The organism is Flavihumibacter petaseus NBRC 106054, from assembly GCF_000974785.1.
Lineage (GTDB): Bacteria > Bacteroidota > Bacteroidia > Chitinophagales > Chitinophagaceae > Flavihumibacter > Flavihumibacter petaseus.
On sequence record NZ_BBWV01000003.1, the window covers coordinates 614,509 to 638,973 of the forward strand.

The following is a 24,465-nucleotide window of genomic DNA, read 5'->3' on the forward strand; positions in this document are numbered from 1 at the left end:
CCCAAGTTTACAAAAGGTTTCCCTCTTTGGGAAACACTACCCAGGGTTGAAAAGTTTTAGCCTTCTCAAAATCCATTCTTGCGTAGGAAATGATAATGACAACATCTCCTACCGCACCCTGCCTGGCAGCAGGTCCGTTCAGGCAACAGACGCCGGAACCACGTTTTCCTTTGATGAGATAGGTTTCTATCCGGCTGCCGTTGTTGACGTTTACACATTGGATTTTCTCATGCTCGACCATGTTGGCGGCATCCATCAGATCTTCATCCAGCGTGAGGCTGCCCACATAATGAAGGTTCGCTTCGGTAATTACCGCGCGGTGCACTTTGGATTTCAGTATTTCAATATCCATTGACCTGGTTTATAGTTGAAACGGGGCGCAAGGTACAATTTTCCATTATTGAACTGTTGGGATTAACATATTGTCGATTAACCTGACATCATTCAGATAAGCGGCGGCAAGGGCTACCAGGGGAAGATTGCCATCCCATTGGCTGATCAGCCGCAGCTCTGCTGCATCAGCAATGGCGACATAGTCCACTTTGAAACCATTTTCCTGAAGGAATTGTTCGGCTTCCCGGCAATGGTGAGCGGTGTCGCCCGGTTTTATATGGTTTTTTATTGTTTGCAGGGCGGTTGAAATGCAAACTGCCTGGTGACGTGTTTCGGGCGAGAGGCGCATGTTACGGCTGCTCATGGCGAGGCCATCCGGTTCGCGCAGGGTGGGGCAGGTATGCAACCGGGTCTTTATCCCTGTCAGTTGCAGCAGCTTTGAAACGACCATGCATTGCTGGTAGTCTTTTTGTCCCATATAAAGATCATCGCAGGTGACAAGAGTCAGCAGCCGATGCATCACCTGGCAGACTCCCTGGAAATGGCCGGGGCGGTATTTTCCCTCCAGGATAGTTTCCAGATAGCCCAGATCATACGACGGCAGGTTCTTCAATCCATCCGGATAGATCTCGTCCACATATGGTAAAAAAAGAATATCTACGCCTTCTTTTTCCAGGAGTTGAATATCCTTTTCCAGGGTTACGGGATATCGTTGGAAATCGGATGGATCGTTGAACTGGGTAGGATTGACGAAGATGCTGCAGACAGTGATGCTGTTGCCTTTTCGTGCAGCCTGTATAAGGGAGATATGGCCCTGGTGCAATGCGCCCATGGTAGGCACGAAGCCTATCGTATTTCCGTTGGCCTGCTTTCCGGAAAGATACTCCCGGAGCGCGTTTGCCCTTTTGAGAAGGATCATGAAATGGCGTGTTTTAGCGCATTTTCGGCGAAAATATATTACCTTTGCACACTTATTGTCCGAAAATTCAGTTCCATTTTCACCAATAGTAAAAGTTAAAATGTCAACAAAGAAAAGAATTTTATTCATAGCCAACGAAATGTCGCCTTATCTGGAACTAACCGAGTTTTCTGAAATTGTGAACCGGCTGGCGATAAAATCGAACGACAATGGCTTTGAAGTAAGATGCATTATGCCCAGGTTTGGCACGATTAACGAACGTCGCCATCGGCTCCACGAGGTCGTTAGGCTTAGCGGTATCAATGTGTCGGTTGACAATGACGATTTCCCCCTTCAGATCAAAGTAGCCTCTTTACCGAATGCGCGTTTGCAGGTATACTTTCTCGACAATGAAGACCTGTTCAAAAGAAAGTTTGTGTTTCATGATGACAAGGAAAACTGGTTTGACGATAACAGTCTCCGCACAGTATTCTTTTGCAAGGGCGCACTCGAAACGGTGAAGAAATTCGGATGGCCTCCCGACATCATTCATTGCAGTGGCTGGATGACCAGCCTGATACCATTCTACCTGAAAACAGCCTATAAAAAAGAACCTGTCTTCGGTCACAGCAAAGTAGTATTCACGATCGGCCAGAACAGTTTCAAGGAAAAGCTGGGTCAGGATTTTGTAAAACAGGCGATGATCCATACCAATATCAAAGAGAAGGATATGGAGCTTTTCAAGGAAGGAACGAACCCCTCACTGTTCAGGGGAGGTGCTTCTTTTGCCGATGCCATTACGTTTGGTGCTGAAAAAGTTGACAAGAAGCTGGGCGAGGAATTTGCCAAAGTGAAAGGGAAGAAGGTGCTTGCCTACAACGCTGAGTCTGATTTAACAGACTATTTACAACTGTATACCGACCTTGCCAAATAAGTATCTGGTCATCAACTTATTTCAGACTAATAACCGGTTTGTTTGTGAAGAAATTATTGTACAGCCTTTCCTTTATTGTAGTTTTCATACTGAGCATTGTTTCCTGTACCAAGATCAGAACAACCGAAATCGGTTCTGATGTTATCCCACCCGTGGATAACGTTACGGTTTTCGATACTGTTTTGGAAATTCAGTCGGAGATTATCCCGCTGGCGGACAGTACAAGAATGAGAGATACCGGTACGCATGCGCTCGGTATCATGCAGGACCCATCTTTTGGCATCACCAGTGGTGAGGTTTACCTGCAGTTGCTCGCACAACTTTCCAGCGGCAGCCCCATCAAACAGCCCTTCGGACCACCTGACAGCATTCTCGGGCTCGACTCTGTAGTACTTTCGCTGCGCTACAGGTCACTTTATGGTGATTCCAATGCAATGGAAAACCTGAAGGTGTTTGAAATTGACCAGTCCTCCGGTTTCCGGGACTCTTCCCTGGGTTACCTCATCAGTCAGCCTTCCTTTGCTGCAAACAATCTCCTTGGCCAGAAAAGTTTCACATTCAGCTCCTTCAATGACAGCCTGATTTACCTGCGTGCAAATGACACTGTCAAAACGGTGAATGAGATCCGGATCCCTCTGGATAACAGTTTCGGCCTGCGCTTGATGTCATATGATTCTACGATTTACAAGTCTGATACCAATTTCAACAGCCAGTTCCGGGGATTTGCCATTAAAGCAGACGAGGGATCAGCAGCAAAACGGGCAATGGCCTATATCAGCCTGATCGATGGCGGTACACGGCTGACCTTCCATTACCGGAAAAAAGTCAATAATGCCGCTGACACTGTAGTGACGGAATTTGTATTCAGGAACAAGGCCAATGCCAACCTGATCAGCCGCAATAACAGCGGTACACCGTATGCTGCCAACCTGGCGACAGGAACCGGTACCAACCAGTCGGAATTGTATCTGCAAAGTACCCCAGGTTCAGTTGCCATGCTGAGTATCCCCGGCCTCAGCGGACTTTCCAACCGCCTGGTCTACAGGGCAGCCCTTATCGCCGAGCGGCTTGATGGCCTGGAAGACAATTATTTCAATGAGCCCAGTGTCATGTTCCTGGATGCGGTAAATACTGACCCCGGCGGATCCGGTTATTATACCATACCAAAATCCTTCATCACCAGTGCTACCAATGTGCTGAAATATGAACCTGCACAATTTGGTGGCATCCTTAAGAATAACAAGTACGAATTTGACCTGACACGATATGTTCAGGGGATTGTGACAGACGGTGATCCATCTTACCCGCTCCGGCTTTATGCTCCCTATATCACCAGGCCGGTATTGTACGGTACATCCACTACCTATACGATGAATATCGCTACTCCGGTGACACGGGGACGGATCATCGTGGGAGGTGGCGCGAATACGACCAAAAAGCTCAGGTTGTATATTGTGTATTCCAGAATTTAAGAGCAGACTATATTTGCGTCTAATTAAATTAACCCATAATGCCCTATCTTTTTACTTCAGAGAGTGTTTCAGAAGGACATCCGGACAAAGTTGCTGACCAGATTTCGGATGCTTTGATCGATAATTTCCTGGCGTTCGATCCTAACTCCAAAGTGGCCTGTGAAACACTGGTTACAACTGGACAGGTGGTGCTGGCAGGTGAAGTGAAATCACGCGCCTATCTTGATGTTCAGGAAATTGCGAGAGGAGTAATCCGGAAGATTGGCTATACGAAGAGCGAATACATGTTTGAAGCGAACTCGTGCGGTGTGTTAAGTGCCATTCATGAACAAAGCGCCGATATCAACCAGGGTGTTGAAAGGCAAAAAAAGGAAGAGCAGGGTGCTGGCGACCAGGGTATGATGTTCGGTTACGCAACCAACGAAACCGAAGACTATATGCCGCTGGCACTGGACCTTGCACATAAATTGCTGCAGGAACTGGCAGCGCTTCGCCGGGAGGATAAACAGATCAAATACCTGCGTCCAGATGCCAAAAGCCAGGTGACACTGGAATATGATGACAACAATGTTCCGGTAAGGATCGATGCTATTGTGATCTCTACCCAGCACGATGATTTTGATACAGAAACGAAAATGCTGGCCAAAATCAAAAAGGACATCATTGAGATCCTGGTTCCACGCATCAAAACCAAGTACAAAAAATACGCGAAGCTTTTTAACGACAAGATCAAGTACCACATCAACCCGACCGGTAAGTTTGTGATCGGAGGGCCGCATGGTGACACTGGTCTTACGGGCCGCAAGATCATCGTTGACACCTACGGCGGAAAAGGCGCTCACGGTGGTGGTGCTTTCAGTGGCAAGGATCCATCCAAAGTTGACCGTTCCGCTGCTTATGCCACACGTCATATTGCCAAGAACCTGGTAGCTGCCGGACTTTGTGATGAAGTGCTTGTTCAGGTTTCCTATGCGATCGGCGTTGCACAGCCGATGGGCATTTATGTGAATACCTATGGCACTGCAAAAGTGGATATGACCGACGGCGAAATTGCAAAGATTGTTGAAGGTATATTCGATATGCGCCCGTACTATATCGAACAAAGGCTGAAACTGCGTACCCCGATTTATTCCGAAACTGCAGCCTATGGCCATATGGGTCGCAAACCGGTGACAGTGGACAAAGAATTCCGCTCACCGGATGGAAAAGTGATCAAGAAGAAAGTGGAGCTTTTCACCTGGGAAAAACTGGACTACGTTCCCAAAGTAAAAAAAGCATTCAAGCTGAAATAATCTAAAGCCGTCAGAATTGACGGCTTTTTTTTTGCCAAATTAACGCTCATGTACAAGTACCTGTTGTATTGCTGCAGCCTGCTCGCCGGTTCCCACAGCATGGCCCAGCTCACCAACCCAGACAGGAAGTTCAGGCAGGTAGACCAGTATTTTGATTCCCTGATGCGGCAATGGCATATTCCCGGGTTGGCTGTCGGGATCGTGTATGCCGACAAACTCGTTTATGGGAAAGGATTTGGCGTACGGGATCTCAGTTCCCGGTCGCCGGTAGATACGGCTACCTTATTTCAAATAGCTTCCAATACCAAGTTATTCACGGCAATGCTGGCAGCTGAGATGGCGCAGGAGAAACAGCTTGACCTGGATGCTCCTGTGCGCAATTACTATGCTGACCTCACCTTCTCCACCGACGAGCTGAACGCCAAAGCCAGTATGCGTGACCTCCTCAGCCACCGAACAGGATTGCCGCGTTATGACGCGCTCTGGATCTACCGGAAATCCTCCCGCGACTCCATTGTCAATTGGATTCCGTCGATGAAACCAACTTTATCACTGCGTCAGGGCTATATCTACAACAACATGATGTATGCTGCGGCAGGCCTCGTGATGGAAAAGATTTCGAACAGCTCCTGGGAACAACTTATCAGGAAGAATTTTTTTGAACCACTGGAGATGAATCGTTCCTGCTTCACTGAGTCGGAATGGTCAGCCGTTGCCAACAGGGCAACGTCCTATATTGAACAGGACAGTACCCATACCCTGTTCCCGATCACCCGATATGCTCAATCGGAAGTTCTTGGCCCCGCCGGAACGATCAAATCAACGGTCGCTGACATGAGTCACTGGATGATTGCCCTGCTGAATGACGGTTCCTACAAAGGGCATAGTGTTATTTCACCCGCTGCCCTGAGAGAAACACTTGTTCCCAATGCCATTGCAGATAAAGCAGGCAGATGGGAGGAGTTATCCAACGCGTTGTACGGGCTGGGACGCACGATGCAAACCTATAAAGGCTATAAGATCACCAGCCATACCGGGTCGATCGATGGATTTTATTCGCAGCTGTTGTTTTGTCCGACAGAGAAGACCGGCATCTTCATTGTTTTCAATCTCCGGGAAGCGGGTTCCCTCCGCAACGTAATCGGTTTCCCGGTGCTGGATATACTTCTCGGTCTTTCTCATACGCCCTGGATCGCCAGATATAAATCTGAGCTGGCAGTACAGCAGCGTACCGGCAGGGCAGAAGAGGCGAAATATCTCGCTGGCCGTCAGCCGGGCACAAAACCTTCGCACGCCTTATCTGCCTACCGCGGCACTTATATGCATCCTGTTTATGGCAAGATGATCGTGGATACCTCAGGGGAACACCTCACGGTTCAGTACTGGGGCATGCAGCTGAAACTGCAGCATTTTCATTATGACCAGTTTACTTTACTGCAAACGGAAAGTGATCTGCCGGAACTCCATTTGTATTTTATGACGGGGGAAAATGGTGAAATCAATGCCATACAAACGGAGCTCACGGGTGATCCGGCTAAAGTGCAGTTTGAAAAACAGTAAATTTGCGGGATGAAGCATTTCCGGCAGCCTGTTCAATCCAGGCCCAAAAAAAGCAGCCTGATCATTGGACCCGACGCTCTGGAAAAAGCCATGGCGGAAGGCAGGCAACTCGAACGGATATACGTAGTTCCCAATCATAAGAGTCCGGTATGGGACCGGATCAAAAAACTGGCCGATGCCACAGCGACCCCGATTAACCGGGTGCCGGTGGAAAAGCTCAACGGTTTCAATATTACGGGGCATGACGGCGTGGTCGGCCTGATTGCGAAAATTCAATACCAGGACCTCCAGGATGTGTTGTCGCTGGTGATCGACAGGGGGGAAGCGCCCCTTGTACTGATCCTCGATGGCATCACCGACATCAGGAATATAGGCGCTATTGCACGGACGGCCTATTGTTGTGGTGTGCATGCCCTGCTTATTCCCGACAAAGGTGTCGGAGCACTCAATGACGATGCCATTGCCACTTCTGCGGGAGCGCTGGAGAAACTCGCTGTCTGCAGGGTGCCGAGCCTGATGAAAGCGGTGGATACCCTCCATCTGAATGGGGTGAAGGTATTTGCCAGTGAAATGACTGCGGAAGAGAACATATTCGGCCTGGATTTTTCCGAACCTGCGGCGATCATTATGGGAAGTGAAGACAAGGGAATTTATCCGGCTTTGCTTAAAACAGCAGATGTGTCTTTTAAGATACCCATGACCGGGAAGTTCGAAAGCCTGAATGTTTCCGTAGCCGCGGGAATGATCTTATATGAAGCAATGAAACAACGGATCAATGCCGGGTAAAATCACTGGCAGGCAGGAGTTCACACTTGTGGAATGCCCGCGTGATGCCATGCAGGGATGGCCGGTATTTATTCCGACTGAAAAAAAGATCCGCTACATCAATGCGTTGCTGAAGGTGGGGTTTGATACCATCGATTTTGGCAGTTTTGTTTCGGAGAAAGCGATTCCGCAGATGGCAGACACCGCTAAAGTGCTGAGCGGACTTGATACAGCGGCAACCCGCAGTGCACTGCTGGCCATTGTTGCCAATTTGCGTGGTGCCGAAACGGCTGCCGCCTACGAAGTAATCCGGTATATCGGATTTCCATTTTCAGTTTCTCCCACCTTTCAGCAACGCAATGCCAACAGCACGCCCGATGCAGCCCGTCAGACAGTTGAAAAAATACAGGAACTGTGCCTCCGCCGGAACAAGGAACTGGTCGTTTACCTGTCCATGGGATTCGGCAATCCCTATGGTGATCCATGGTCTGAGGAAATTGTTATGGAATGGGCGCAACAGCTGGCAGCCATGGGTATTGGCATACTGTCACTTGCAGATACCGTTGGCCTTGCCAGTGCCATCCAGGTAAAAAGCCTGACCAGCCGGCTGATTGCATCACTGCCGGAAAAAACAATCGGTGTTCACCTGCATGCCCATCCCGGCAACTGGATGGACAAACTTGATGCTGCGGTTGATGCGGGGTGCCGGCGTTTCGATGGTGCGCTGAAAGGCATCGGTGGTTGCCCTATGGCTGGCGATGACCTGGTGGGTAATATGGATACAGTGAATATCATTAGCCGCCTTACAGAAAAAACAGGATTCTCCGGCATTAACCAGTCTGCATTGGAAGAAGCACTGTCACTGGCTGCTGTCACATTTGTACATGATCACTAATTAACTTCTGCGCGCTCATGAAATTCATGACCGATATCAATATCACTTCACCGGAAACACGCATCCGGTATACAGATCCTCTATTCCTGATAGGATCCTGTTTTACGGAGCACATCGGCGACAAACTGGGTTCTCTCAAGTTCAGCATACTGCAGAACCCCCATGGTATTTTATTTGATCCCGTGAGTGTTTCCAGGACGCTCGATGCCTGCATGGAAAACCGGCCGACGTCTGCGCCGTCACTTTTCCCGCTGAACGAATGCTGGAACAGCTGGGATCATCATTCCCGATTCTCTGGCATCGACCGTGATGCTGTTCTGGCGGGCATTAACCACGAACGCGAAAAGGCCCATCATTTCCTGAAAAAGTCACGCTGGCTGGTTATTACGCTGGGATCATCCTATTCTTACCGACTGGTGGAGGAGAATGAAAGGCCTGTTGCCAATTGCCACCGTGCGCCTGCACAATGGTTCCGGAAACACCTTTGTACCATTGATGAAACAGTCGCTGTACTGGACAATACCCTCCATCGGTTATTCCGGTTCAATCCCGACCTTAAGATCATTTTTACCGTGAGCCCGGTTCGCCACCTCAGAGATGGTGTGGTGGAGAATAACCGTAGTAAAGCGCGGTTGATCGAGGCAGTACACCACCTCGTTCACAAATTCAACAAACTGTATTATTTCCCGGCCTACGAACTGGTGATTGACGTGCTGCGGGATTACCGTTTTTATGATATTGATCTCGCTCATCCCAACTACCAGGCAACAACATTTGTGCTCGACCATTTCAGGAACAGTTTCATATCCCCGGATGATCATCCACTGATGGACCAGGTTCAGCAGGTTGTCAATGCAAGGAAACACAGGGCGTTTCAACCGGACACGGAGGCGCACCGGAATTTCCTGAGAACATTTTCAGATAAAGCGAAACTATTACAGGACAACTATCCCTTTCTTGACTTCAGCGAAGAATCAGCCTATTTCCTCGAGGCGCTCCAGTAGAATCAGCTGGTTGAATGCCCGGTGCAGGTTCTGTTCGGGAAAACTGGTCTTGTAGTAAATGTCTTTCTGCAGGAAATCTGTAGTATACCGCAGCGCTTGCATATAGGTCACCAGTCTTCCGGCTTCATGCAGGTGTGCTTTTTCTGACGGCGTCAGGATATCATCCAGGCAATCTTTAAATACCGATAATATTTTTTCATACCGGTCAATATTAACGCCTACTTTTTCCCACTCCGAACTCTCTTCAGAAACCGTACAGGCCATTGTGCGCACCATGTCTCCCAGGTCGGAAAAGAATTTGCCGGGCATGACGGTATCCAGGTCAGCTACCGCGAGCACTGCATCATGACTGCTGTTAAAAAGCAGGTTATTGACTTTGCAATCATGATGCTGCAGGCGATCAGGATAGTCGGAGGGGTGCAGGATCATTTCCTCATAAAATGCCAGGTAATGTGATCTTTCGCGAAGGGATGCGATGACATGTGTTGCCTTCATCAGGCGGAACAGGGGTGCGTTCTCCATCGCATTTTCAAACTGGCGGTAACGCTGCATCAGGTTGTGGAACTGAGGAATTACAATATCCCAGGACCTCAGGTCAATGCCGTGAAAGGCACGGATGAACAGCGCATACTCACGAACGGCATTGGCGGTCATCAGCATGGAATCAGGCTGATGGGGGGAACTGCTGTTGGGGATCCAGCCTGTAGCGCGCCATATCCTGCCGGTAGCGTCTTCCCACCAGGCTTTACCGTTTATCGTGCGGCAGAGGCGGGGTATCCTTGTTTTTCCGGGATGGTCTTCCAGCCATCTTTCCATGCGCTGGTAGTTCCTCAGGATATGTACGGGCTGCGGAAAGCTGTGTGCGTTGATGCGTTGCAATACCAGTGTAACACCGTTGTCGTAATCGACCTGGAAAGTATCATTGATCAGGCCGTTTCCGATTGGCCGGAACTGAAAGGTTCCGGTCTGGAATTGTGCAGCCGCCGCTTCTACGCTCATGGATAAAATTTTAATGGATCCGATCCCCCCTTACTTCCTGGCTGTTCATGATCACTGATTCGTGATCCAGCCATTGTGCCCACCGGGCACGTACCGTAGTGGGATCGACCAGGGATTCTGCCAGTTCAATGAATACCTTATAATGTCCGGCCTCACTCTCCATGAACCGGCGGTAAAATTTTCGCAGGTAGCTATCCTGAAGGCCTTCACTGAGGCGTTTGAACCGTTCGCAACTGCGAGCCTCGATCATGGCCATGGTGAGCAGCTGATCGAGCATGCGGGTTTCCACATCACCACCCTTTTGCTGGTAGGCAATCAGTGCATTCACATATTCATCCTTCCGCTGTTTGCCCAGCTTCAACCCGCGTTTTTCAAGTTCCTGCAACACCAGCCGGAAATGTCCCCACTCTTCCGTAACGATCGGAGCGAGTGTACGCACGAGCCCGGGATGCTGACTATAACGTTGGATAAGGCTGATGCAGGTGGTAGCGGCTTTTTGTTCACAATAGGCATGATCCGTGAGCACATCTTCCAGCGAGATCGATGCGAGGTCCACCCATCGGGGATCTGTGGGCAGCTGAAGCCCCAGGATGTTCCTGACCTCGGTGGTTTCGTTCATTTCCATAGAGGAAGTGTAAATTGCCCCGGTAACCGGTTTCAACAAAACTACTTGATTCGGATGAAAGAAAAATTCCTCGAAAACAAACTGGCTGAACGAAAGGCACAGCATGCATTTCGGCAGCTGAAACTGACGGAGGGCTGCGTTGATTTTTGTTCGAATGACTACCTCGGTTATGCGCGCAGGGAATGGCCGGTTTCCGGAATAACACATGGAAGTACGGGTTCCCGGTTACTTTCCGGGAATTCGGCAAAGGCCGTCAGCCTGGAGCAGCAACTGGCTGCCTTCCACGGATCCGAAGCGTCATTGCTGTTTAACTCCGGCTACGATGCCAACCTGGCTTTGCTCAGTGCCGTTGCGGGCAGAAATGACCTCATTGTGTATGATCAGCTTAGTCATGCCTCCATACGTGATGGTATCCGGCTGGGACAGGCAAGAGCATTCTCATTCAGGCACAATGACCTGGCTGACCTGGAGAAAAAGCTGGAAACGGGAGCTGGTGAAAACCGGTTTGTGGTGACAGAAAGTGTGTTCAGTATGGACGGACATCTTGCGCCACTGCATGACATTGCGGCTATCTGTGAACGTTACCAGGCACATCTGATCGTAGATGAAGCGCATGCCCTGGGGATTTTAGGCGAAAAGGGAGAAGGGCTGTCGCAGTCGCTTGGGCTTGCGTCCCGTTGCCTGGCACGGGTGTATACTTTTGGCAAAGCTGCCGGGGCGCATGGCGCTGTCATAACCGGGTCGGCCCTGTTAAAAGATTTCCTGGTAAATTTTGCAAGACCGCTGATCTATTCTACCGCATTGCCGCCTGCTGCGCTCGAAGCGATCGGCCATGCCTATGCATCATTTCCGGGGTCAACAGCAGAACGGGAAAAGCTGCGGCAACTGATTGCAAATTTCAGAGCGACCGACCTGCCTTTTGAAAGGTTAGATTCAACCACACCCATACAGGGAGTGATCATACCGGGGAATAAGGAGGTGAAACAGGTAGCGGGTGTGCTTCACGACAGTGGATTTGACGTTCGTCCGATCCTTTCTCCAACTGTTCCGCAGGGAAGCGAGCGGCTCAGGATCGTTTTGCATGCTTTCAATACTACTGCCGAGTTACAGGGTCTGGTCGGATTGTTGTCTGGACTACGCAAACAGGCTGAACACGATTAACAGGATGAATAAGCCGCCAAGTATGTATTTTTTGCTATCCATACTTATTAGACAACAAAACGCGGGCAAGGATTACAGTGCGATTGTTAAAGAGAAATTAATTGTCGCGGAAGTTCTGCCAAACTAGCTTTATTTTTAGCGGTGTAAACCGCCCGCTATGAGATTCGTATACCTGGCATTCGCTTTCCTGCTGACAATCGGGTTGATTATCGTGTTTGACACCCGGAAAGTATTGCCTGCGCCGTTAGGAAGATTATTAAGCCCGCAGCATGGTATCTGGCAGAATGCAGAACCATCCGATGCCGGTTTTAATGAAGACCTGTTGTTGCCGGATCTGCAGGATAAGGTTGACGTTTACTTTGATGAACGGCTGGTTCCCCACGTGTTCGCCCGGAACGAAACGGATTTGTATTATGTGCAGGGTTACCTGCATGCAAAATTCCGGTTGTGGCAAATGGAATTTCAAACCCATGCTGCGGCCGGCCGGCTCAGTGAAATACTGGGAGAAGGGCCCGAAGGCAGAATACTCGAATATGACCGCAGCATGCGGCGGCTGGGTATGGTTTACGCTGCCGAACGTTCCGTGGAAGAAGCCGACAAAACGCCCGAATCCAAAGCACAATATGAAGCCTATACCAAAGGCGTGAATGCCTGGATAACGCAGTTGAAGGAAAGCCAGTTACCGATCGAGTATAAACTGCTGGGATATTCGCCGGAGCAATGGTCGCCGCTCAAAACCGCCCTTTTTCTCAAGTATATGAGTTTTGACCTCGCAGGTGGCGAAGATGATCTTGAATTCACCAATGCACGTGATTTCTTTTCAAAGCAGGATTTTGAGAAGCTGTATCCCTATCTTTCCGATTCCCTGAAGCCCATACAGCCGAATACGCCAGAATCACCCTATCCCGCAAGCGCCGCAATGGATCTCCGTCGTCCTGCCGACGCCGATTCGCTTTATTTCCGTTTTCCGGCTGGTTCAGACAGCATTACCAAACTGCCACCATATCAGCCAAACCCTGAAAACGGCAGCAACAACTGGGCGGTGGGCGGAACAAAAACAAGAAGCGGCAGACCCATTCTCTGCAATGACCCACACCTGGGATTGAACCTGCCGTCCCTCTGGTTTGAGATGCAATTATCCTGCCCCGCGTTCAGCGCATATGGCGCCACCTTTCCGGGATCCCCGAATGTGATCATTGGTTTCAATGAGGACATTTCATTCGGGTTCACCAATGCCGGCCGGGATGTGAAAGATTATTATGAAATCGAATTTCAGGATGAGACCAAAAACGCCTACCGGTTCAACAATGAATGGCTGCCTACTTCCAAAAGAGTAGAGATCATCCGCATCAAAGGGAAGCCGGATCTCCTGGATACCGTCGCGTATACAGCGATCGGGCCAGTGATGTATGATAACAACTACAGGAACTCAGAAAAAAATGTCAGTAACCTTGCCGTTCGCTGGCAGGCGCATGAACCCAGCAATGACGGGTTGACCTTCTACGGATTGAACCATGCAAAATCATATTCGGACGGCGTAAAAGCGATCCGGAATCTTCATTGTCCGGGTCAGAATTGCCTGATTGCTTCCCGCAACGGTGACTATGGCATCTGGCAACAGGGTACGTTCCCTGCCAAATGGCGCAGGCAGGGCGACTTCGTTATGCCGGGAACTGACAGCGCTTATTTCTGGAAAGGCACTATCCCGGAAACTGAAAATCCTCACCTTGAAAATCCTTCAAGAGGATATGTCAGCAGTGCCAACCAGCTTTCTGCCGATACGAGTTATCCGTATTATACCGGCAATGTTTTCCCGGTCTATCGCGGATTTATGGTAAACCGATTCCTGGATACAGCCAATAATCTATCGCCTCAGGATATGATGGCCATGCAGACGAGCAATTATGTGATCAAGGCTGAACTTTCCCGCGATATACTGACACGTTTACCAGTAGAGAAACTGGATGACCGGCTGAAAAAATATTTTGAGTTCTATCAGAAATGGAACAATAAAGCTGACCCCGGGGAACCTGGTTCAACTGTTTTCCACCTTTGGTGGAGGGAGCTGGAACAAAAGATCTGGAAAGATGAGTTTTCGCGTGCAAATGTTCCGCTTCCGTGGCCGGGTGAATATGTGCTGATCGAAAGCCTGCACAAAGACTCCGCCTATGCCTGGATCGATGATGTTTCCACTCCTGAAAAGGAAACCCTTGAAGATGACCTGCTGGCTTCCTTGAAAACAGCTGCTGATTCGCTGGACAAACTTTCAGCGCAGAACAACCTCGATTGGGAAAAGGCAAAAGATACAAAGATCCGGCACCTGCTTCGTGTGATTGATCCTTTCAGCAGGTTGCACCTTCCCATTGGCGGTGGAAAAGGTATTATCAATGCGACCGGACCGGATCACGGACCAAGCTGGAGAATGATCGTGGCGATGACAGACGGAATCGAAGCTTACGGCGTATATCCCGGCGGGCAAAGCGGTAACCCGGGCAGCCGTTACTATGATGATTTTGTAGACCATTGGGTGACCGGAAAATATTACCGGCTCTGGATGATGAAAGCAGGTGAGGAAGCCGATGACCGCGTTAAGTGGACGATGCATTTCAGAAAAGCGTAATTTCAACTTAAGACTATTCCATGAAAATTATTGTGTCAATTCTGTTGACGGCATTACTCGGTTTTGCACTCTCCATATTTTTTCCCTGGTGGATCATCGCCCTGGCCGCCTTCGTAGTTGCATTCGCCATTCCACAGACACCCTGGAAAGCATTGCTCACAGGTTTTCTCGGCATTTTTTTACTTTGGTCCCTTCTTGCGTGGTGGATCAGCACCGCCAATGACGACCTGCTGGCCAACAAAATATCCATGTTGTTGCTGAAACAGCAATCTGCCGGCATGCTGATACTGGTCAGTGGCCTCATTGGTGGGCTGGTAGGCGCAGCAGCCGCACTTACCGGCAGCCTTGCCAGAAAGTTGTAACGTATGAAAAGAATTCTTTTTATTGTCCATTTGCTGTGCTGGACAGTTATGCTGCATGCCGGTACGATTTCGGGATGGGTTAAGGACGAAAAAGGTAACCCGGTTTCATATGCTTCCATTTATGTAAAGCAGGGAAGAGAAGGAACCACCAGCGGTGGCAATGGCCAGTTCCAGCTTACGCTTGCGTCAGGAACCTATGTACTGATCGCGCACCATGTCGGATATGCCAAAGTGGAAAAAACCATCATTGTAGGTGATGAGCCGGTTTCAGTCAATTTTACACTGGTGCTGCAACAGGTGGTACTGAGTGAGGTGGTGGTAAAACCAGGTGCAGAGGATCCGGCTTATGAGATTATCCGGAATGCCATCCGGTTGAGAAAGCAACACCTTGAAGAATTGTCACATTTCAGCAGCGAAGTATATACCCGCGAACAGCTTCAGTTGCGGGATTATCCAAAGAAATTCATGGGTCAGCCGGTGGATTTCGAAGATGGCGATACGAGCAAACGCAAAATGCTGTACCTCTCCGAAACCGTGGCACGTTATGCCGTGAAGCCACCCGGGAAGGCGAGGGTTGATGTATTGTCCACCAGGGTGAGTGGCAGCAGGAATGCATTCGGACTAAGCCTGCCCAAGATTATCAGCTTTTATGAAAATGTTATTGCTGCGGAAGCGTTGAATCCCCGGGGTTTTATTTCGCCCATCTCTGAGAATGCCCTGCATTATTACCGCTACCAGTATGAAGGAAGTTTCCGGGAAGACAGTGTTGAAGTGAACAGGATCAAAGTCATCCCGAAGAGAAAATACGAACCGCTGTTTTCCGGTTATATCATGATCACCGAAAACAGCTGGCGGATCCACAGCCTGCAGCTCGAACTGCTGAAATCTTCCCAGATGGAAATTCTGGATACGTTGAAGATCGAGCAGTTGTACGCGCCGTATAGCCGTGACGTATGGGTGATCCGGAACCAGGTGTTGTATCCATCGATCAGGATCTTTGGTTTTGATGCCTTCGGATCGGCGGTGACCATGTATTCCAAATTCGACCTGGATGCCGGTTTTGCACCAAAATATTTCAATAACACCCTGATGAAATACCATGAGGGGTCTAACCGTAAAAGTGATCAGTACTGGGACTCTATCCGGCCCTTACCGCTTCAGCCGGAAGAGATCTTGGATTTCAGGAGAAAGGATAGTCTTGAGCAGCAGCGGATGCGGCCGGAGTACCTGGATTCTGTGGATCGGATCCGGAATAAATTATCCGTGATGGGGTTGCTGTTCACCGGTGAATCCATTTCCCGGCAGAAACGACGTACCACCTGGGTAATCAACGGGCTCATTCCAACCATTTCCTTTAATACCGTGGAAGGATGGGTGGTCAATCCATCTGTCACCTGGATAAAGCAGCTCGATACCCTGGAAGGGCGAAAACAGCTGGCCGTTACCGGGAATGCCCGGTATGGATTCAGCAGTCAGCATTTCTACGGCCGCCTGAACGCCAGCTATAGCTTTGGTAAGGGGTATGGGTCTACACTTACCGCTGCTGCAGGAAAATATGTTTTCCAGTTCAACAATGCCAATCCTATCGGCAGCCTGGTCAACAGCCTGAGCAGCCTGATCTGGGAAAGCAATTACATGAAGCTATATGAGGCTGCGTGGTTTCAGGCGGGATATTCGAAGGGGATCGGGAACGGAATGACCGTATTTACATCTTTCCAGTTCCAGGACCGTTCACCGCTTGAAAATACTACCGGTTTCAGCTGGCGGAATGTGAAAGACAAAAACTATACGCCCAACTATCCGGCACCTGCCAGTGAAAGCCCGATGCCTGCACACCAGGCTTCGGTACTTACGGCCGGGCTTACCTGGAAACCCGGTGAAAAATATATTGAATTCCCGGACCGAAAGATCTCGCTGGGATCAAAATACCCTCAATTTTCAGCAGCACTGAGCAAAGGCATCAACAAGTTTCTCGGGAGTGATATAGACTACCTGAAGTGGGGGGTGAGCGTCACCGGGGATGCCAACATGAAACTGGCCGGCACATTTTCCTATCATTTGTCAGCTGGCGGGTTTATCAACCGGGATGCGGTACAAACGCCCGATTACCGGCATTTTAACGGCAACCAGACTGTACTGGCAACATCTTATCTCAGCGGCTTCCAGGCATTACCATACTACCAGTACAGCAGCACTCCTGGATTCTGGAGTGAAATGCATGCGGAGCATCATTTTAACGGCATGCTGACCAACAAGATCCCGGGCTTCCGGAAACTGAACTGGTACCTGGTGGCCGGCGGACATATCCTGGTAATGGACGGTGGCAGTCATTACGGTGAGTTGAGTGCGGGACTGGAAAATATTTTCAAGATCATCCGTACGGATATCGTCTGGTCATTCGACCAGAACAGCTTCCGGGGTGCCTATTTCAGATTCAGTATTAAAGGGTTGGCAGGAGGCAATTAATGCTTACCTTTGCGCCGTTTAACGAAATTTTGTTCACCAGGCAAGTGTCCATAAAATTTCCAAATGGCAATTTTACACAACCGCGTATCGCAGGCGGAGCTCAAGCAGCGCCTGCAGGAGGAGTCCGAACCCAGGACCACCATTTCTTTCTACCAGTATTTTCCCATCAGTGATGTTCAGGCATTCCGCGATGAACTGTATCGAAAATTATTTGCAATTAAGGTTTTCGGCAGGATCTACGTAGCAGCCGAAGGTATCAATGCACAGATCAGCGTACCGGCATCTTCGGTCGAAGTGTTCCGGGATATACTTGAAACGTATGAACCATTGAAAGGGCTTCGGCTCAATATTGCCGTTGATGACGATGGCAAATCATTCTGGGTGCTGAAAATCAAGATCCGTGACAAGATCGTTGCTGACGGCATTGATGATCCAGCCTTTGACATGCAACGGAAGGGGCGGTATGTAGATGCGGAAACGTTTAATCAGCTGACGGATGATCCGGATACCGTGGTGATCGATATGCGCAATCACTACGAATATGAAGTGGGCCATTTTGACAAAGCGATCGAAGTGCCCAGTGATACTTTCCGGGAGCAGCTGCCCATGGCCGTTGATATGATGCAGGGCAACAGCGACAAGAATATTATTATGTACTGCACAGGCGGTATCCGTTGCGAGAAGGCAAGTGCGTATATGCTGCACCGTGGGTTCAAAAATGTTTTTCACCTGGAAGGCGGCATCATCAATTATGCCAATACGGTAAAGGAGAAAGGACTGGCGAACAAGTTCCGTGGTAAAAATTTTGTATTCGATAACCGGCTGGGAGAACGGATCAGCGAGGAAATCATTGCTGTTTGCCACCAGTGCGGACAACCTGCAGATACACATACTAATTGCAGCAATGAAGGTTGTCACCTGCTTTTTATTCAATGTGACGCCTGTGCAGCCGCATTTGAAGGATGCTGCAGTGAACCGTGTCGTGACATCATTCACCTGTCAGATGATGAGCAACAATTACTTAGGAAAGGAAAGGTGAAAGACAGGAATGTATTTAACAAATCGCGTGACCGCATGCAAGCGTTGCAACAGGGAAAAATACCCCCGTCCAACGGGTAATTCATCCTTGTTTCAGGGTAGTTGCCGGTTGTAATTTTGGTTCATGATGATCAACCTCTTTCCTCAACATGAAACCAAAAAAAATGAAACAGCATGCATCAGCCATAGCAACTGCACTCCTCCTCGTAGGTGGGTTGGCCGTGGCAGAAGTTTTCGCACAGAAGGATTTCGCTGCCATTAATGCCAGGAAATTCAAAACTGTTGACCCCGCCCTGTTGGCAATGAATAATCCGGCATCAGCAACTGCTGTTGAAAAATCTCCTGTTGGAAATTCTGTCTATACCCTGAATTCAAAAATGGCTAAAAAGTTCAGCAGGAACTTCCCGAAAGCCGTTAATGCTACCTGGTACCAGGATGGCAAGCTTACCCGTTTCTTTTTCCAGGAAAATGGTGTGATAACCAGAACTACGCTGGATAAGTCAGGTGATGTGCTTAATACCATCCGCTACTATGGTGCTGAAAAACTTCCCTCCTCAGTTATCAGCCAGGTAAAAGATGCTTACAAAGGCTATCACATGGAACAGGTAACTGAAATCAGCACTGTTGACGGCAAGGCTTACATTATCAACATGAAAGGCATTGACGACTGGCTCCAGCTGCGTTATGTGGACGGAGAAATGAGTGAGTACGGTAAATTTACCTATTAGGATTTTCTTTCACCCGTCGGGTTTCGCCCGACGGGTGAAAACCCTAACTTTGCCGTTCGATATGAAACTCTTTCCAGAATCGGCGGCGGTACAATTGGAGTTCGAAAAGATCAAGACCCTGCTGGAACTACATGCCAAAACCGAATATGCCCGACAAAAGTGCCGGGATCTTCGCATCCATACCCGGCTTGAATTCATTGAAACTGCCCTGAGGCAAAGCCATGAATTCCGGCAGCTGCTGCTCAATGCCGTCTATTTCCCCAACGACTTCATACTCAATCTTTCCAAAGACCTGAAACTGCTCGGTATCCCGGGTGCCGTAATGACCGGCGAACAGCTGGTCAACATCCGGAAGCTTGCCGAGAATATTTCAAGCCTGTTCCGCTGGTTCGATAATGAAAGGAGGCTGGCCTATCCGGGGCTGGCCAGTGTGTTGAAAGACACCTATTACGAGAAAGCCATCCGCGAATTGATTACTGCGGTGATCGATGACCAGGGAACTGTGCTCGACAGCGCTTCCGAAGAGCTGCGCCGGATCAGGATCAGTCTCTACAAAAAGCGGGGAGACCTGCGGCGGGCATTCGAAAGAGTAGTCTCCAAATTGAATAAACAGGGGTACCTGGCAGATATTGAAGAGTCCTTCCTGAATGGGAGGCGGGTTCTCGCCGTATTTGCAGAACAGAAACGGATGATCAAAGGCATCCTGCATGGAGAAAGCGATACGCGGAGAACAGCTTTTATCGAACCTGAAGAAACCATTGACCTGAACAACGAGGTCTTCTCCCTCGAGAACGAGGAAAGCCGCGAGGTTTACCGGATCCTGAAAGCGCTTACTGCCCAGCTGAGTCATCATGCACCCTTGCTGAAGGCCTACCTCGACATTTGCGGTGAATTCGATTTTATCCGCGCCAAAGCGAGATTTGCCGAAGAGTATGATGGAGAATACCCGGTCGTACAGGATAAGGCACAGATCCACGTAGTGAATGCGTACCACCCGTTGCTGAAGATCTATAACAAGCGGCTTCAGAAGCCCACTATTCCCGTTTCACTTACCCTTGATGACAGGAACAGGATACTGGTGATCAGCGGCCCGAATGCCGGCGGAAAGACGGTAACCATGAAAACCATCGGCCTGAACCAGATGATGGTACAGAGCGGCCTCCTCGTACCTGTGCATCCGGGGTCACAGTTCGGGATTTTCCGGCAACTCCTGATTCATATCGGCGATACGCAAAGCCTGGAATTCGAACTCAGTACCTACAGTTCCCACCTCAGGCACATGAAACATTTTATGGAAACAGCCAATGGCAAAACGCTGTTTTTCATAGATGAGCTGGGTAGTGGTTCCGATCCTAACCTGGGCGGCGCATTTGCGGAAGTGATCATGGAAGAACTGGCCCGTAAGCATGCTATGGGGATAGTCACCACACACTATCTGAACCTGAAGGTGATGGCCAACAAAACTCCGGGCATCGTGAATGGTGCAATGGCTTTCGATGAGCAAACCCTTTCACCGTTATACAAACTGATCATCGGCAAGCCAGGAAGTTCCTATACGTTTTCCATTGCCGAACGCATCGGGCTGGATAAAAAACTGATCGAGCGCGCCAGGAATATGGTGGATGAAGATCATTTCAGTCTTGACAGGCTGTTGAACCGCACCGAGCAGGATCTGAGGGAACTCGAGAAGAAGGAAAAGGAACTGAATAAATTGCTGAAGGAGAATGCCAGGCTGAAAAAGGAAATGGAGCAGGTGCTGGATAAGGAAAAGCACCGCCAGCAGATGGAACTGCTGAAGCAGCAGAACAAGGTAACGGAAGACCGGATCGCCTACCTGAAAGACATGGACAGGAAACTGAAGCAGATCATCATCGAGTGGAAAAAAGCGACTGATAAGGAAAAATCAATGAAGGAGATGGCCGCGCTGCTGTTCAAAAAAGATGAAGGCAAGGTGGTGAATAAGCTGCAGAAGAAGATCGATTCAAAATTTGATGAAATAGGCGGAGCGATTGAAGTGGGTATGAAGGTGAAGATGAAAAGAAATCACCAGGTAGGGGAGGTTATTGAGATCCGCGGAAAGCGTGCAGTAGTCAAAATAGGGTTGCTGCCCATGCAGGTAGACATGAAAGACCTGGTGGTGGTAAAAGAAAAGCCCGCCGAGCCGGCGTCCTGATATCAGGAATGGATATACGACTGCAGGTGGGAAATGGTTTCCGCCTGGTTGGCGATCACGGCTTTGATCACGTCATTTACGGAAATGATTCCACTGAGATGGTCCTTCTCGAATACCGGCAGATAGCGGATATTGTTTACCGACATCAGCTGCATGCATTCTTCAATGGAACTGTCCGGTCCGATCCGGGGTAACTCGGTGGACATAATATCTGCAACCTTGGTATCCACTGAGGATTTCCCCTGCAGGATAACTTTTCTGGCGTAGTCACGTTCTGTCATGATGCCCAGGTACTGGTCGCCTGAAATGACCAGGATCGAGCCGATATTGTTATCACTCATGATTTTCAGGGCGTCGAGTACGGTTATGTCCGGCCGCACGCTGATCACATCGCGGTTTTTGCGGGCCAGTATTTCTGCAACTTTCATCATATGCAAGCGGTTCGTTTTTCTACCATAAGATAACGAATTTCCCTGATATCAGAAAGTGCATCCTTATCTTTGAAAACATGAATGTGGAGCAGCAACGACTGATCGATCCGCAATGGAAGAAATGGGGGCCATATGTATCCGACAGGCAATGGGGAACAGTGAGAGAGGATTACAGTGAGGATACAAATACCTGGGAGTCGGTATCCTATGATATGGCCAGAAGCTATGCATACCGCTGGGGCGAAGATGGCATTGCCGGTATTTCTGATAACCACCAGCTGCTGTGTTTTGCCTTCTCTTTCTGGAATAAAAAAGATCCTTTTTTAAAAGAACGGTTTTTTGGCCTTACCGGCCCCAGGGGAAACCATGGGGAAGATGTCAAGGAACATTATTACTACCTGGACAGTGCACCATCTCATTCTTACATGAAGATGCTGTACAAATATCCCCATAATGCTTTCCCCTACGATGAACTGTACCGCGGGAATGACGCCCGTGACAGGGTTGAACCGGAATATGAACTGGTGGATACAGGCATCTTCGATGACGGCAACTATTTTGATATTTTTATAGAGTATGCAAAGGCTGGTCCCCATGATATACTGATCAAGGCTTCGGTGGTAAACCGCGGCAGCCGCGCCGCATCCCTGAGTGTATTGCCTACCCTGTGGTTCAGGAATACCTGGTCATGGGGCTATGATGACTACCGGCCAACCATAGCTGCAGATTCATCCAATGCCATGTATATCAATCACCGGCGGATGGGTGACTACTACCTCTACAGCAATGGTAAATGCGACATGCTTTTCTGTGAGAATGATACCAACCAGCGCAGGTTTCAGGGCAAAAGAGGAATTCCCCTGGTTGCCAAGGACGGCATCAACGACTTTATTGTGAACCGTAAAAGGGGGGTGCTGAACAAACAGAAAAATGGTACCAGGGCAGCCCTGCACTACAATCTCTATGTGAATCCGGGTGAAACGGTCACTATTCAGCTTCGCTTATCCAAGGAAGCGCACGACTACCCGTTTCATGACTACGATGCGATCTTCTGGCAGCGAATGGGTGAAAACGAGGCTTTTTACAACGACCTGCAACGTGGTGTAAAAGATCCGGATGACCGTAGCATTCAGCGTCAGGCCTATGCCGGGATGCTCTGGAGCAAGCAATACTATTATTACAATGTGGAACAATGGCTGCATGGTGATCCTAAAAAACCTGCGCCGCAAAACAGGAGCTGGGGCCGCAATCACGACTGGCCCCACCTGAGTAATGCCGATATCATCAGCATGCCCGACAAATGGGAGTATCCCTGGTATGCTGCCTGGGATCTTGCATTCCATTGTATCCCGCTGGCTGTGCTGGACCCCGGTTTTGCCAAAAACCAGCTGTCCCTGCTCACCCGGGAGTGGTATATGCACCCCAATGGCCAGTTTCCTGCCTATGAATGGAACCTCAGCGATGTGAACCCCCCGGTGCATGCCTGGGCGACCTGGCGGGTATATGAAATTGACAAAAACCGCAACGGGGGTAAAGGCGATATCGCTTTCCTGGAGGGCGTATATCATAAGTTGCTGTTGAATTTCACCTGGTGGGTGAACCGGAAAGACCATGACGGCAATAATATCTTCCAGGGAGGCTTCCTCGGACTCGACAATATCGGTGTGTTTGACCGCAGCGCACCACTGCCCGGTGGCGGCCATATTGAGCAAAGTGACGGCACCAGCTGGATGGCCATGTATTGCCTGAACCTGCTGCGCATTTCCCTGGAGCTGGCAACCCACAACCACGTGTATGCGGATATGGCCACCAAGTTCTTCGAGCACTTCATCTACATCGCCCGCGCCATGAACCTCATCGGTGAAAAAGATATCAAACTCTGGGATGAGGAAGATCAATTCTATTATGATGTACTGAAGAAACCTGATGGCACCGAGATGAAACTCCGCGTTCGTTCCATGGTGGGTCTCATACCCCTTTTCGCCGTGGAAGTGATTGATCACAGTCTCTTTGAACAGATCCCGGAATTCGTTCAACGCCTGGAGTGGTTCCTGAAACATAAATCTTCTTACGCTACGGTGGTAAAAGACTGGGCCGAAATGCTCGCCGGATCCAAGAAGCATATGTTATCCCTGATCAGGGAAGACAGGCTTGTGGCGATGCTGCAGAAGGTACTGGATGAAACGGAATTCCTCAGCGATTACGGGATCAGGGCACTTTCAAAACATCATCATGAAAAACCCTTCAGCATAGATGTTGACGGCAACCGCTTCAGTGTGAACTATCTGCCGGCAGAATCCGACAGCAGCATGTTCGGGGGTAATTCCAACTGGCGGGGACCTATCTGGTTCCCACTCAATTACCTGCTGATTGAATCGCTGCAACGGTACCACTACTATTACGGCGATAAGCTGAAGGTAGAATTCCCCACCGGGAGCGGCAACTTCCTTACACTCGACCAGGTAGCCGACGAATTGTCGCAGCGCCTGCTCAGGATTTTCCGTAAAGACACCTCCGGAAAGCGGCCCGTTTATGGTGATTACCAGCTCCTGCAGGATGATCCTCAATTCAGGGACTACCTGTTGTTTTATGAATATTTTCATGGTGACAATGGTAGAGGTGTGGGTGCTTCTCACCAGACAGGATGGACAGGACTCGTCGCCAAATTATTGCATCCCAGGAATTAACCCCCGTTTGTAACATGAAAAA

The 24,465-nt window shown here is 49.4% G+C and carries 20 protein-coding genes; 15 read left to right on the top strand and 5 right to left on the bottom strand.

Annotated features, from left to right (window positions below; translation table 11 throughout):
- Positions 1-7: 7 nt before the first annotated feature.
- Both panD and panC read right to left on the bottom strand, forming a co-directional pair.
- Positions 8-352 (bottom strand): aspartate 1-decarboxylase, encoded by a 345-nt coding sequence (gene panD / locus FPE01S_RS17945; RefSeq protein ID WP_046370397.1) that lies wholly within the window; start codon positions 350-352, stop codon positions 8-10.
- Positions 353-397: 45 nt separating this feature from the next.
- The gene (panC, locus tag FPE01S_RS17950) at positions 398-1,252 is read right to left on the bottom strand and encodes a pantoate--beta-alanine ligase (RefSeq protein ID WP_046370398.1); all 855 of its coding nucleotides are present in this window, start codon (positions 1,250-1,252) and stop codon (positions 398-400) included.
- Positions 1,253-1,352: 100 nt separating this feature from the next.
- Between panC and FPE01S_RS17955 the strand changes: the two genes are divergently transcribed.
- The 7 genes from FPE01S_RS17955 to FPE01S_RS17985 are packed head-to-tail and all read left to right on the top strand — an operon-like array spanning position 1,353 to position 9,153.
- Positions 1,353-2,165 (top strand): glycogen/starch synthase, encoded by an 813-nt coding sequence (locus FPE01S_RS17955; protein ID WP_046370399.1) that lies wholly within the window; start codon positions 1,353-1,355, stop codon positions 2,163-2,165.
- Between the two features lie 44 nt (positions 2,166-2,209).
- Positions 2,210-3,637 carry a DUF4270 family protein gene (locus tag FPE01S_RS17960; protein WP_169749192.1) on the top strand — a complete coding sequence of 476 codons (1,428 nt, stop codon included), beginning with the start codon at positions 2,210-2,212 and terminating at the stop codon, positions 3,635-3,637.
- Between the two features lie 38 nt (positions 3,638-3,675).
- On the top strand, positions 3,676-4,929 hold the full coding sequence (gene metK, locus FPE01S_RS17965; protein WP_046370401.1) for a methionine adenosyltransferase: 1,254 nt from the start codon (positions 3,676-3,678) through the stop codon (positions 4,927-4,929).
- A gap of 48 nt (positions 4,930-4,977) precedes the next feature.
- Positions 4,978-6,489 (top strand): serine hydrolase, encoded by a 1,512-nt coding sequence (locus FPE01S_RS17970; RefSeq protein WP_046370402.1) that lies wholly within the window; start codon positions 4,978-4,980, stop codon positions 6,487-6,489.
- Positions 6,490-6,498: 9 nt separating this feature from the next.
- Positions 6,499-7,275 (top strand): 23S rRNA (guanosine(2251)-2'-O)-methyltransferase RlmB, encoded by a 777-nt coding sequence (rlmB, locus tag FPE01S_RS17975; RefSeq protein WP_046370403.1) that lies wholly within the window; start codon positions 6,499-6,501, stop codon positions 7,273-7,275.
- Positions 7,265-8,149, top strand: a complete 885-nt coding sequence (locus FPE01S_RS17980) for a hydroxymethylglutaryl-CoA lyase (protein ID WP_046370404.1) — start codon at positions 7,265-7,267, stop codon at positions 8,147-8,149. Before rlmB ends, FPE01S_RS17980 begins: the two co-directional genes overlap by 11 nt.
- Before the next feature lie 17 nt (positions 8,150-8,166).
- Positions 8,167-9,153, top strand: a complete 987-nt coding sequence (locus tag FPE01S_RS17985; RefSeq protein ID WP_046370405.1) for a GSCFA domain-containing protein — start codon at positions 8,167-8,169, stop codon at positions 9,151-9,153.
- Here FPE01S_RS17985 and FPE01S_RS17990 read toward each other — a convergent pair.
- Together FPE01S_RS17990 and FPE01S_RS17995 are read right to left on the bottom strand one after the other, a co-directional pair.
- The gene (locus FPE01S_RS17990) at positions 9,124-10,152 is read right to left on the bottom strand and encodes a phosphotransferase enzyme family protein (RefSeq protein WP_046370406.1); all 1,029 of its coding nucleotides are present in this window, start codon (positions 10,150-10,152) and stop codon (positions 9,124-9,126) included. The genes FPE01S_RS17985 and FPE01S_RS17990 overlap by 30 nt on opposite strands.
- Positions 10,153-10,162: 10 nt before the next feature.
- Positions 10,163-10,777 (bottom strand): MiaE family protein, encoded by a 615-nt coding sequence (locus tag FPE01S_RS17995; RefSeq protein WP_245624020.1) that lies wholly within the window; start codon positions 10,775-10,777, stop codon positions 10,163-10,165.
- Between the two features lie 54 nt (positions 10,778-10,831).
- Between FPE01S_RS17995 and FPE01S_RS18000 the strand changes: the two genes are divergently transcribed.
- From FPE01S_RS18000 to FPE01S_RS18030, 7 genes are all read left to right on the top strand, one after another.
- Entirely contained in the window at positions 10,832-11,938 is a 1,107-nt protein-coding gene (locus FPE01S_RS18000) for an aminotransferase class I/II-fold pyridoxal phosphate-dependent enzyme (protein WP_046370407.1), read from the top strand.
- Between the two features lie 157 nt (positions 11,939-12,095).
- On the top strand, positions 12,096-14,558 hold the full coding sequence (locus tag FPE01S_RS18005) for a penicillin acylase family protein (protein ID WP_046370408.1): 2,463 nt from the start codon (positions 12,096-12,098) through the stop codon (positions 14,556-14,558).
- Positions 14,559-14,578: 20 nt separating this feature from the next.
- Positions 14,579-14,920 (top strand): hypothetical protein, encoded by a 342-nt coding sequence (locus tag FPE01S_RS18010; protein WP_046370409.1) that lies wholly within the window; start codon positions 14,579-14,581, stop codon positions 14,918-14,920.
- A 3-nt stretch (positions 14,921-14,923) separates the two neighbouring features.
- Positions 14,924-17,386: a DUF5686 and carboxypeptidase regulatory-like domain-containing protein gene (locus FPE01S_RS18015; RefSeq protein ID WP_083990317.1), complete on the top strand. Its 2,463-nt coding sequence runs from the start codon at positions 14,924-14,926 to the stop codon at positions 17,384-17,386.
- A gap of 63 nt (positions 17,387-17,449) precedes the next feature.
- A complete protein-coding gene (gene trhO, locus FPE01S_RS18020; RefSeq protein ID WP_046370411.1) occupies positions 17,450-18,505 on the top strand; it encodes an oxygen-dependent tRNA uridine(34) hydroxylase TrhO in 1,056 nt (351 codons plus the stop codon).
- Between the two features lie 83 nt (positions 18,506-18,588).
- A complete protein-coding gene (locus tag FPE01S_RS18025) occupies positions 18,589-19,152 on the top strand; it encodes a hypothetical protein (RefSeq protein WP_157474087.1) in 564 nt (187 codons plus the stop codon).
- 61 nt (positions 19,153-19,213) lie between these two features.
- Complete coding sequence (locus FPE01S_RS18030; protein WP_046370413.1) at positions 19,214-21,325, top strand: endonuclease MutS2; 2,112 nt, start codon at positions 19,214-19,216, stop codon at positions 21,323-21,325.
- Between the two features lie 2 nt (positions 21,326-21,327).
- Here FPE01S_RS18030 and FPE01S_RS18035 read toward each other — a convergent pair whose 3' ends face one another.
- Positions 21,328-21,756 (bottom strand): CBS domain-containing protein, encoded by a 429-nt coding sequence (locus tag FPE01S_RS18035; RefSeq protein ID WP_046370414.1) that lies wholly within the window; start codon positions 21,754-21,756, stop codon positions 21,328-21,330.
- Between the two features lie 77 nt (positions 21,757-21,833).
- Here FPE01S_RS18035 and FPE01S_RS18040 point away from each other — a divergent pair, with 77 nt between their 5' ends.
- Positions 21,834-24,443, top strand: a complete 2,610-nt coding sequence (locus FPE01S_RS18040; protein WP_046370415.1) for an MGH1-like glycoside hydrolase domain-containing protein — start codon at positions 21,834-21,836, stop codon at positions 24,441-24,443.
- The last annotated feature ends 22 nt before the right edge of the window (positions 24,444-24,465 follow it).

Coding starts and splice junctions, on each gene's coding strand:
- FPE01S_RS18005 (WP_046370408.1), top strand. CDS start 12,096: ATGAGATTCGTATACCTGGCATTCGCTTTCCTGCTGACAATCGGGTTG.
- FPE01S_RS18010 (WP_046370409.1), top strand. CDS start 14,579: ATGAAAATTATTGTGTCAATTCTGTTGACGGCATTACTCGGTTTTGCA.
- FPE01S_RS17990 (WP_046370406.1), bottom strand. CDS start 10,152: ATGAGCGTAGAAGCGGCGGCTGCACAATTCCAGACCGGAACCTTTCAG.
- FPE01S_RS17995 (WP_245624020.1), bottom strand. CDS start 10,777: ATGGAAATGAACGAAACCACCGAGGTCAGGAACATCCTGGGGCTTCAG.
- FPE01S_RS17985 (WP_046370405.1), top strand. CDS start 8,167: ATGAAATTCATGACCGATATCAATATCACTTCACCGGAAACACGCATC.
- FPE01S_RS18000 (WP_046370407.1), top strand. CDS start 10,832: ATGAAAGAAAAATTCCTCGAAAACAAACTGGCTGAACGAAAGGCACAG.
- panD (WP_046370397.1), bottom strand. CDS start 352: ATGGATATTGAAATACTGAAATCCAAAGTGCACCGCGCGGTAATTACC.
- FPE01S_RS17955 (WP_046370399.1), top strand. CDS start 1,353: ATGTCAACAAAGAAAAGAATTTTATTCATAGCCAACGAAATGTCGCCT.
- FPE01S_RS18040 (WP_046370415.1), top strand. CDS start 21,834: ATGAATGTGGAGCAGCAACGACTGATCGATCCGCAATGGAAGAAATGG.
- metK (WP_046370401.1), top strand. CDS start 3,676: ATGCCCTATCTTTTTACTTCAGAGAGTGTTTCAGAAGGACATCCGGAC.
- FPE01S_RS18025 (WP_157474087.1), top strand. CDS start 18,589: ATGAAACAGCATGCATCAGCCATAGCAACTGCACTCCTCCTCGTAGGT.
- FPE01S_RS18015 (WP_083990317.1), top strand. CDS start 14,924: ATGAAAAGAATTCTTTTTATTGTCCATTTGCTGTGCTGGACAGTTATG.
- FPE01S_RS18035 (WP_046370414.1), bottom strand. CDS start 21,756: ATGATGAAAGTTGCAGAAATACTGGCCCGCAAAAACCGCGATGTGATC.
- panC (WP_046370398.1), bottom strand. CDS start 1,252: ATGATCCTTCTCAAAAGGGCAAACGCGCTCCGGGAGTATCTTTCCGGA.
- FPE01S_RS17970 (WP_046370402.1), top strand. CDS start 4,978: ATGTACAAGTACCTGTTGTATTGCTGCAGCCTGCTCGCCGGTTCCCAC.
- FPE01S_RS17980 (WP_046370404.1), top strand. CDS start 7,265: ATGCCGGGTAAAATCACTGGCAGGCAGGAGTTCACACTTGTGGAATGC.
- FPE01S_RS18030 (WP_046370413.1), top strand. CDS start 19,214: ATGAAACTCTTTCCAGAATCGGCGGCGGTACAATTGGAGTTCGAAAAG.
- trhO (WP_046370411.1), top strand. CDS start 17,450: ATGGCAATTTTACACAACCGCGTATCGCAGGCGGAGCTCAAGCAGCGC.
- rlmB (WP_046370403.1), top strand. CDS start 6,499: ATGAAGCATTTCCGGCAGCCTGTTCAATCCAGGCCCAAAAAAAGCAGC.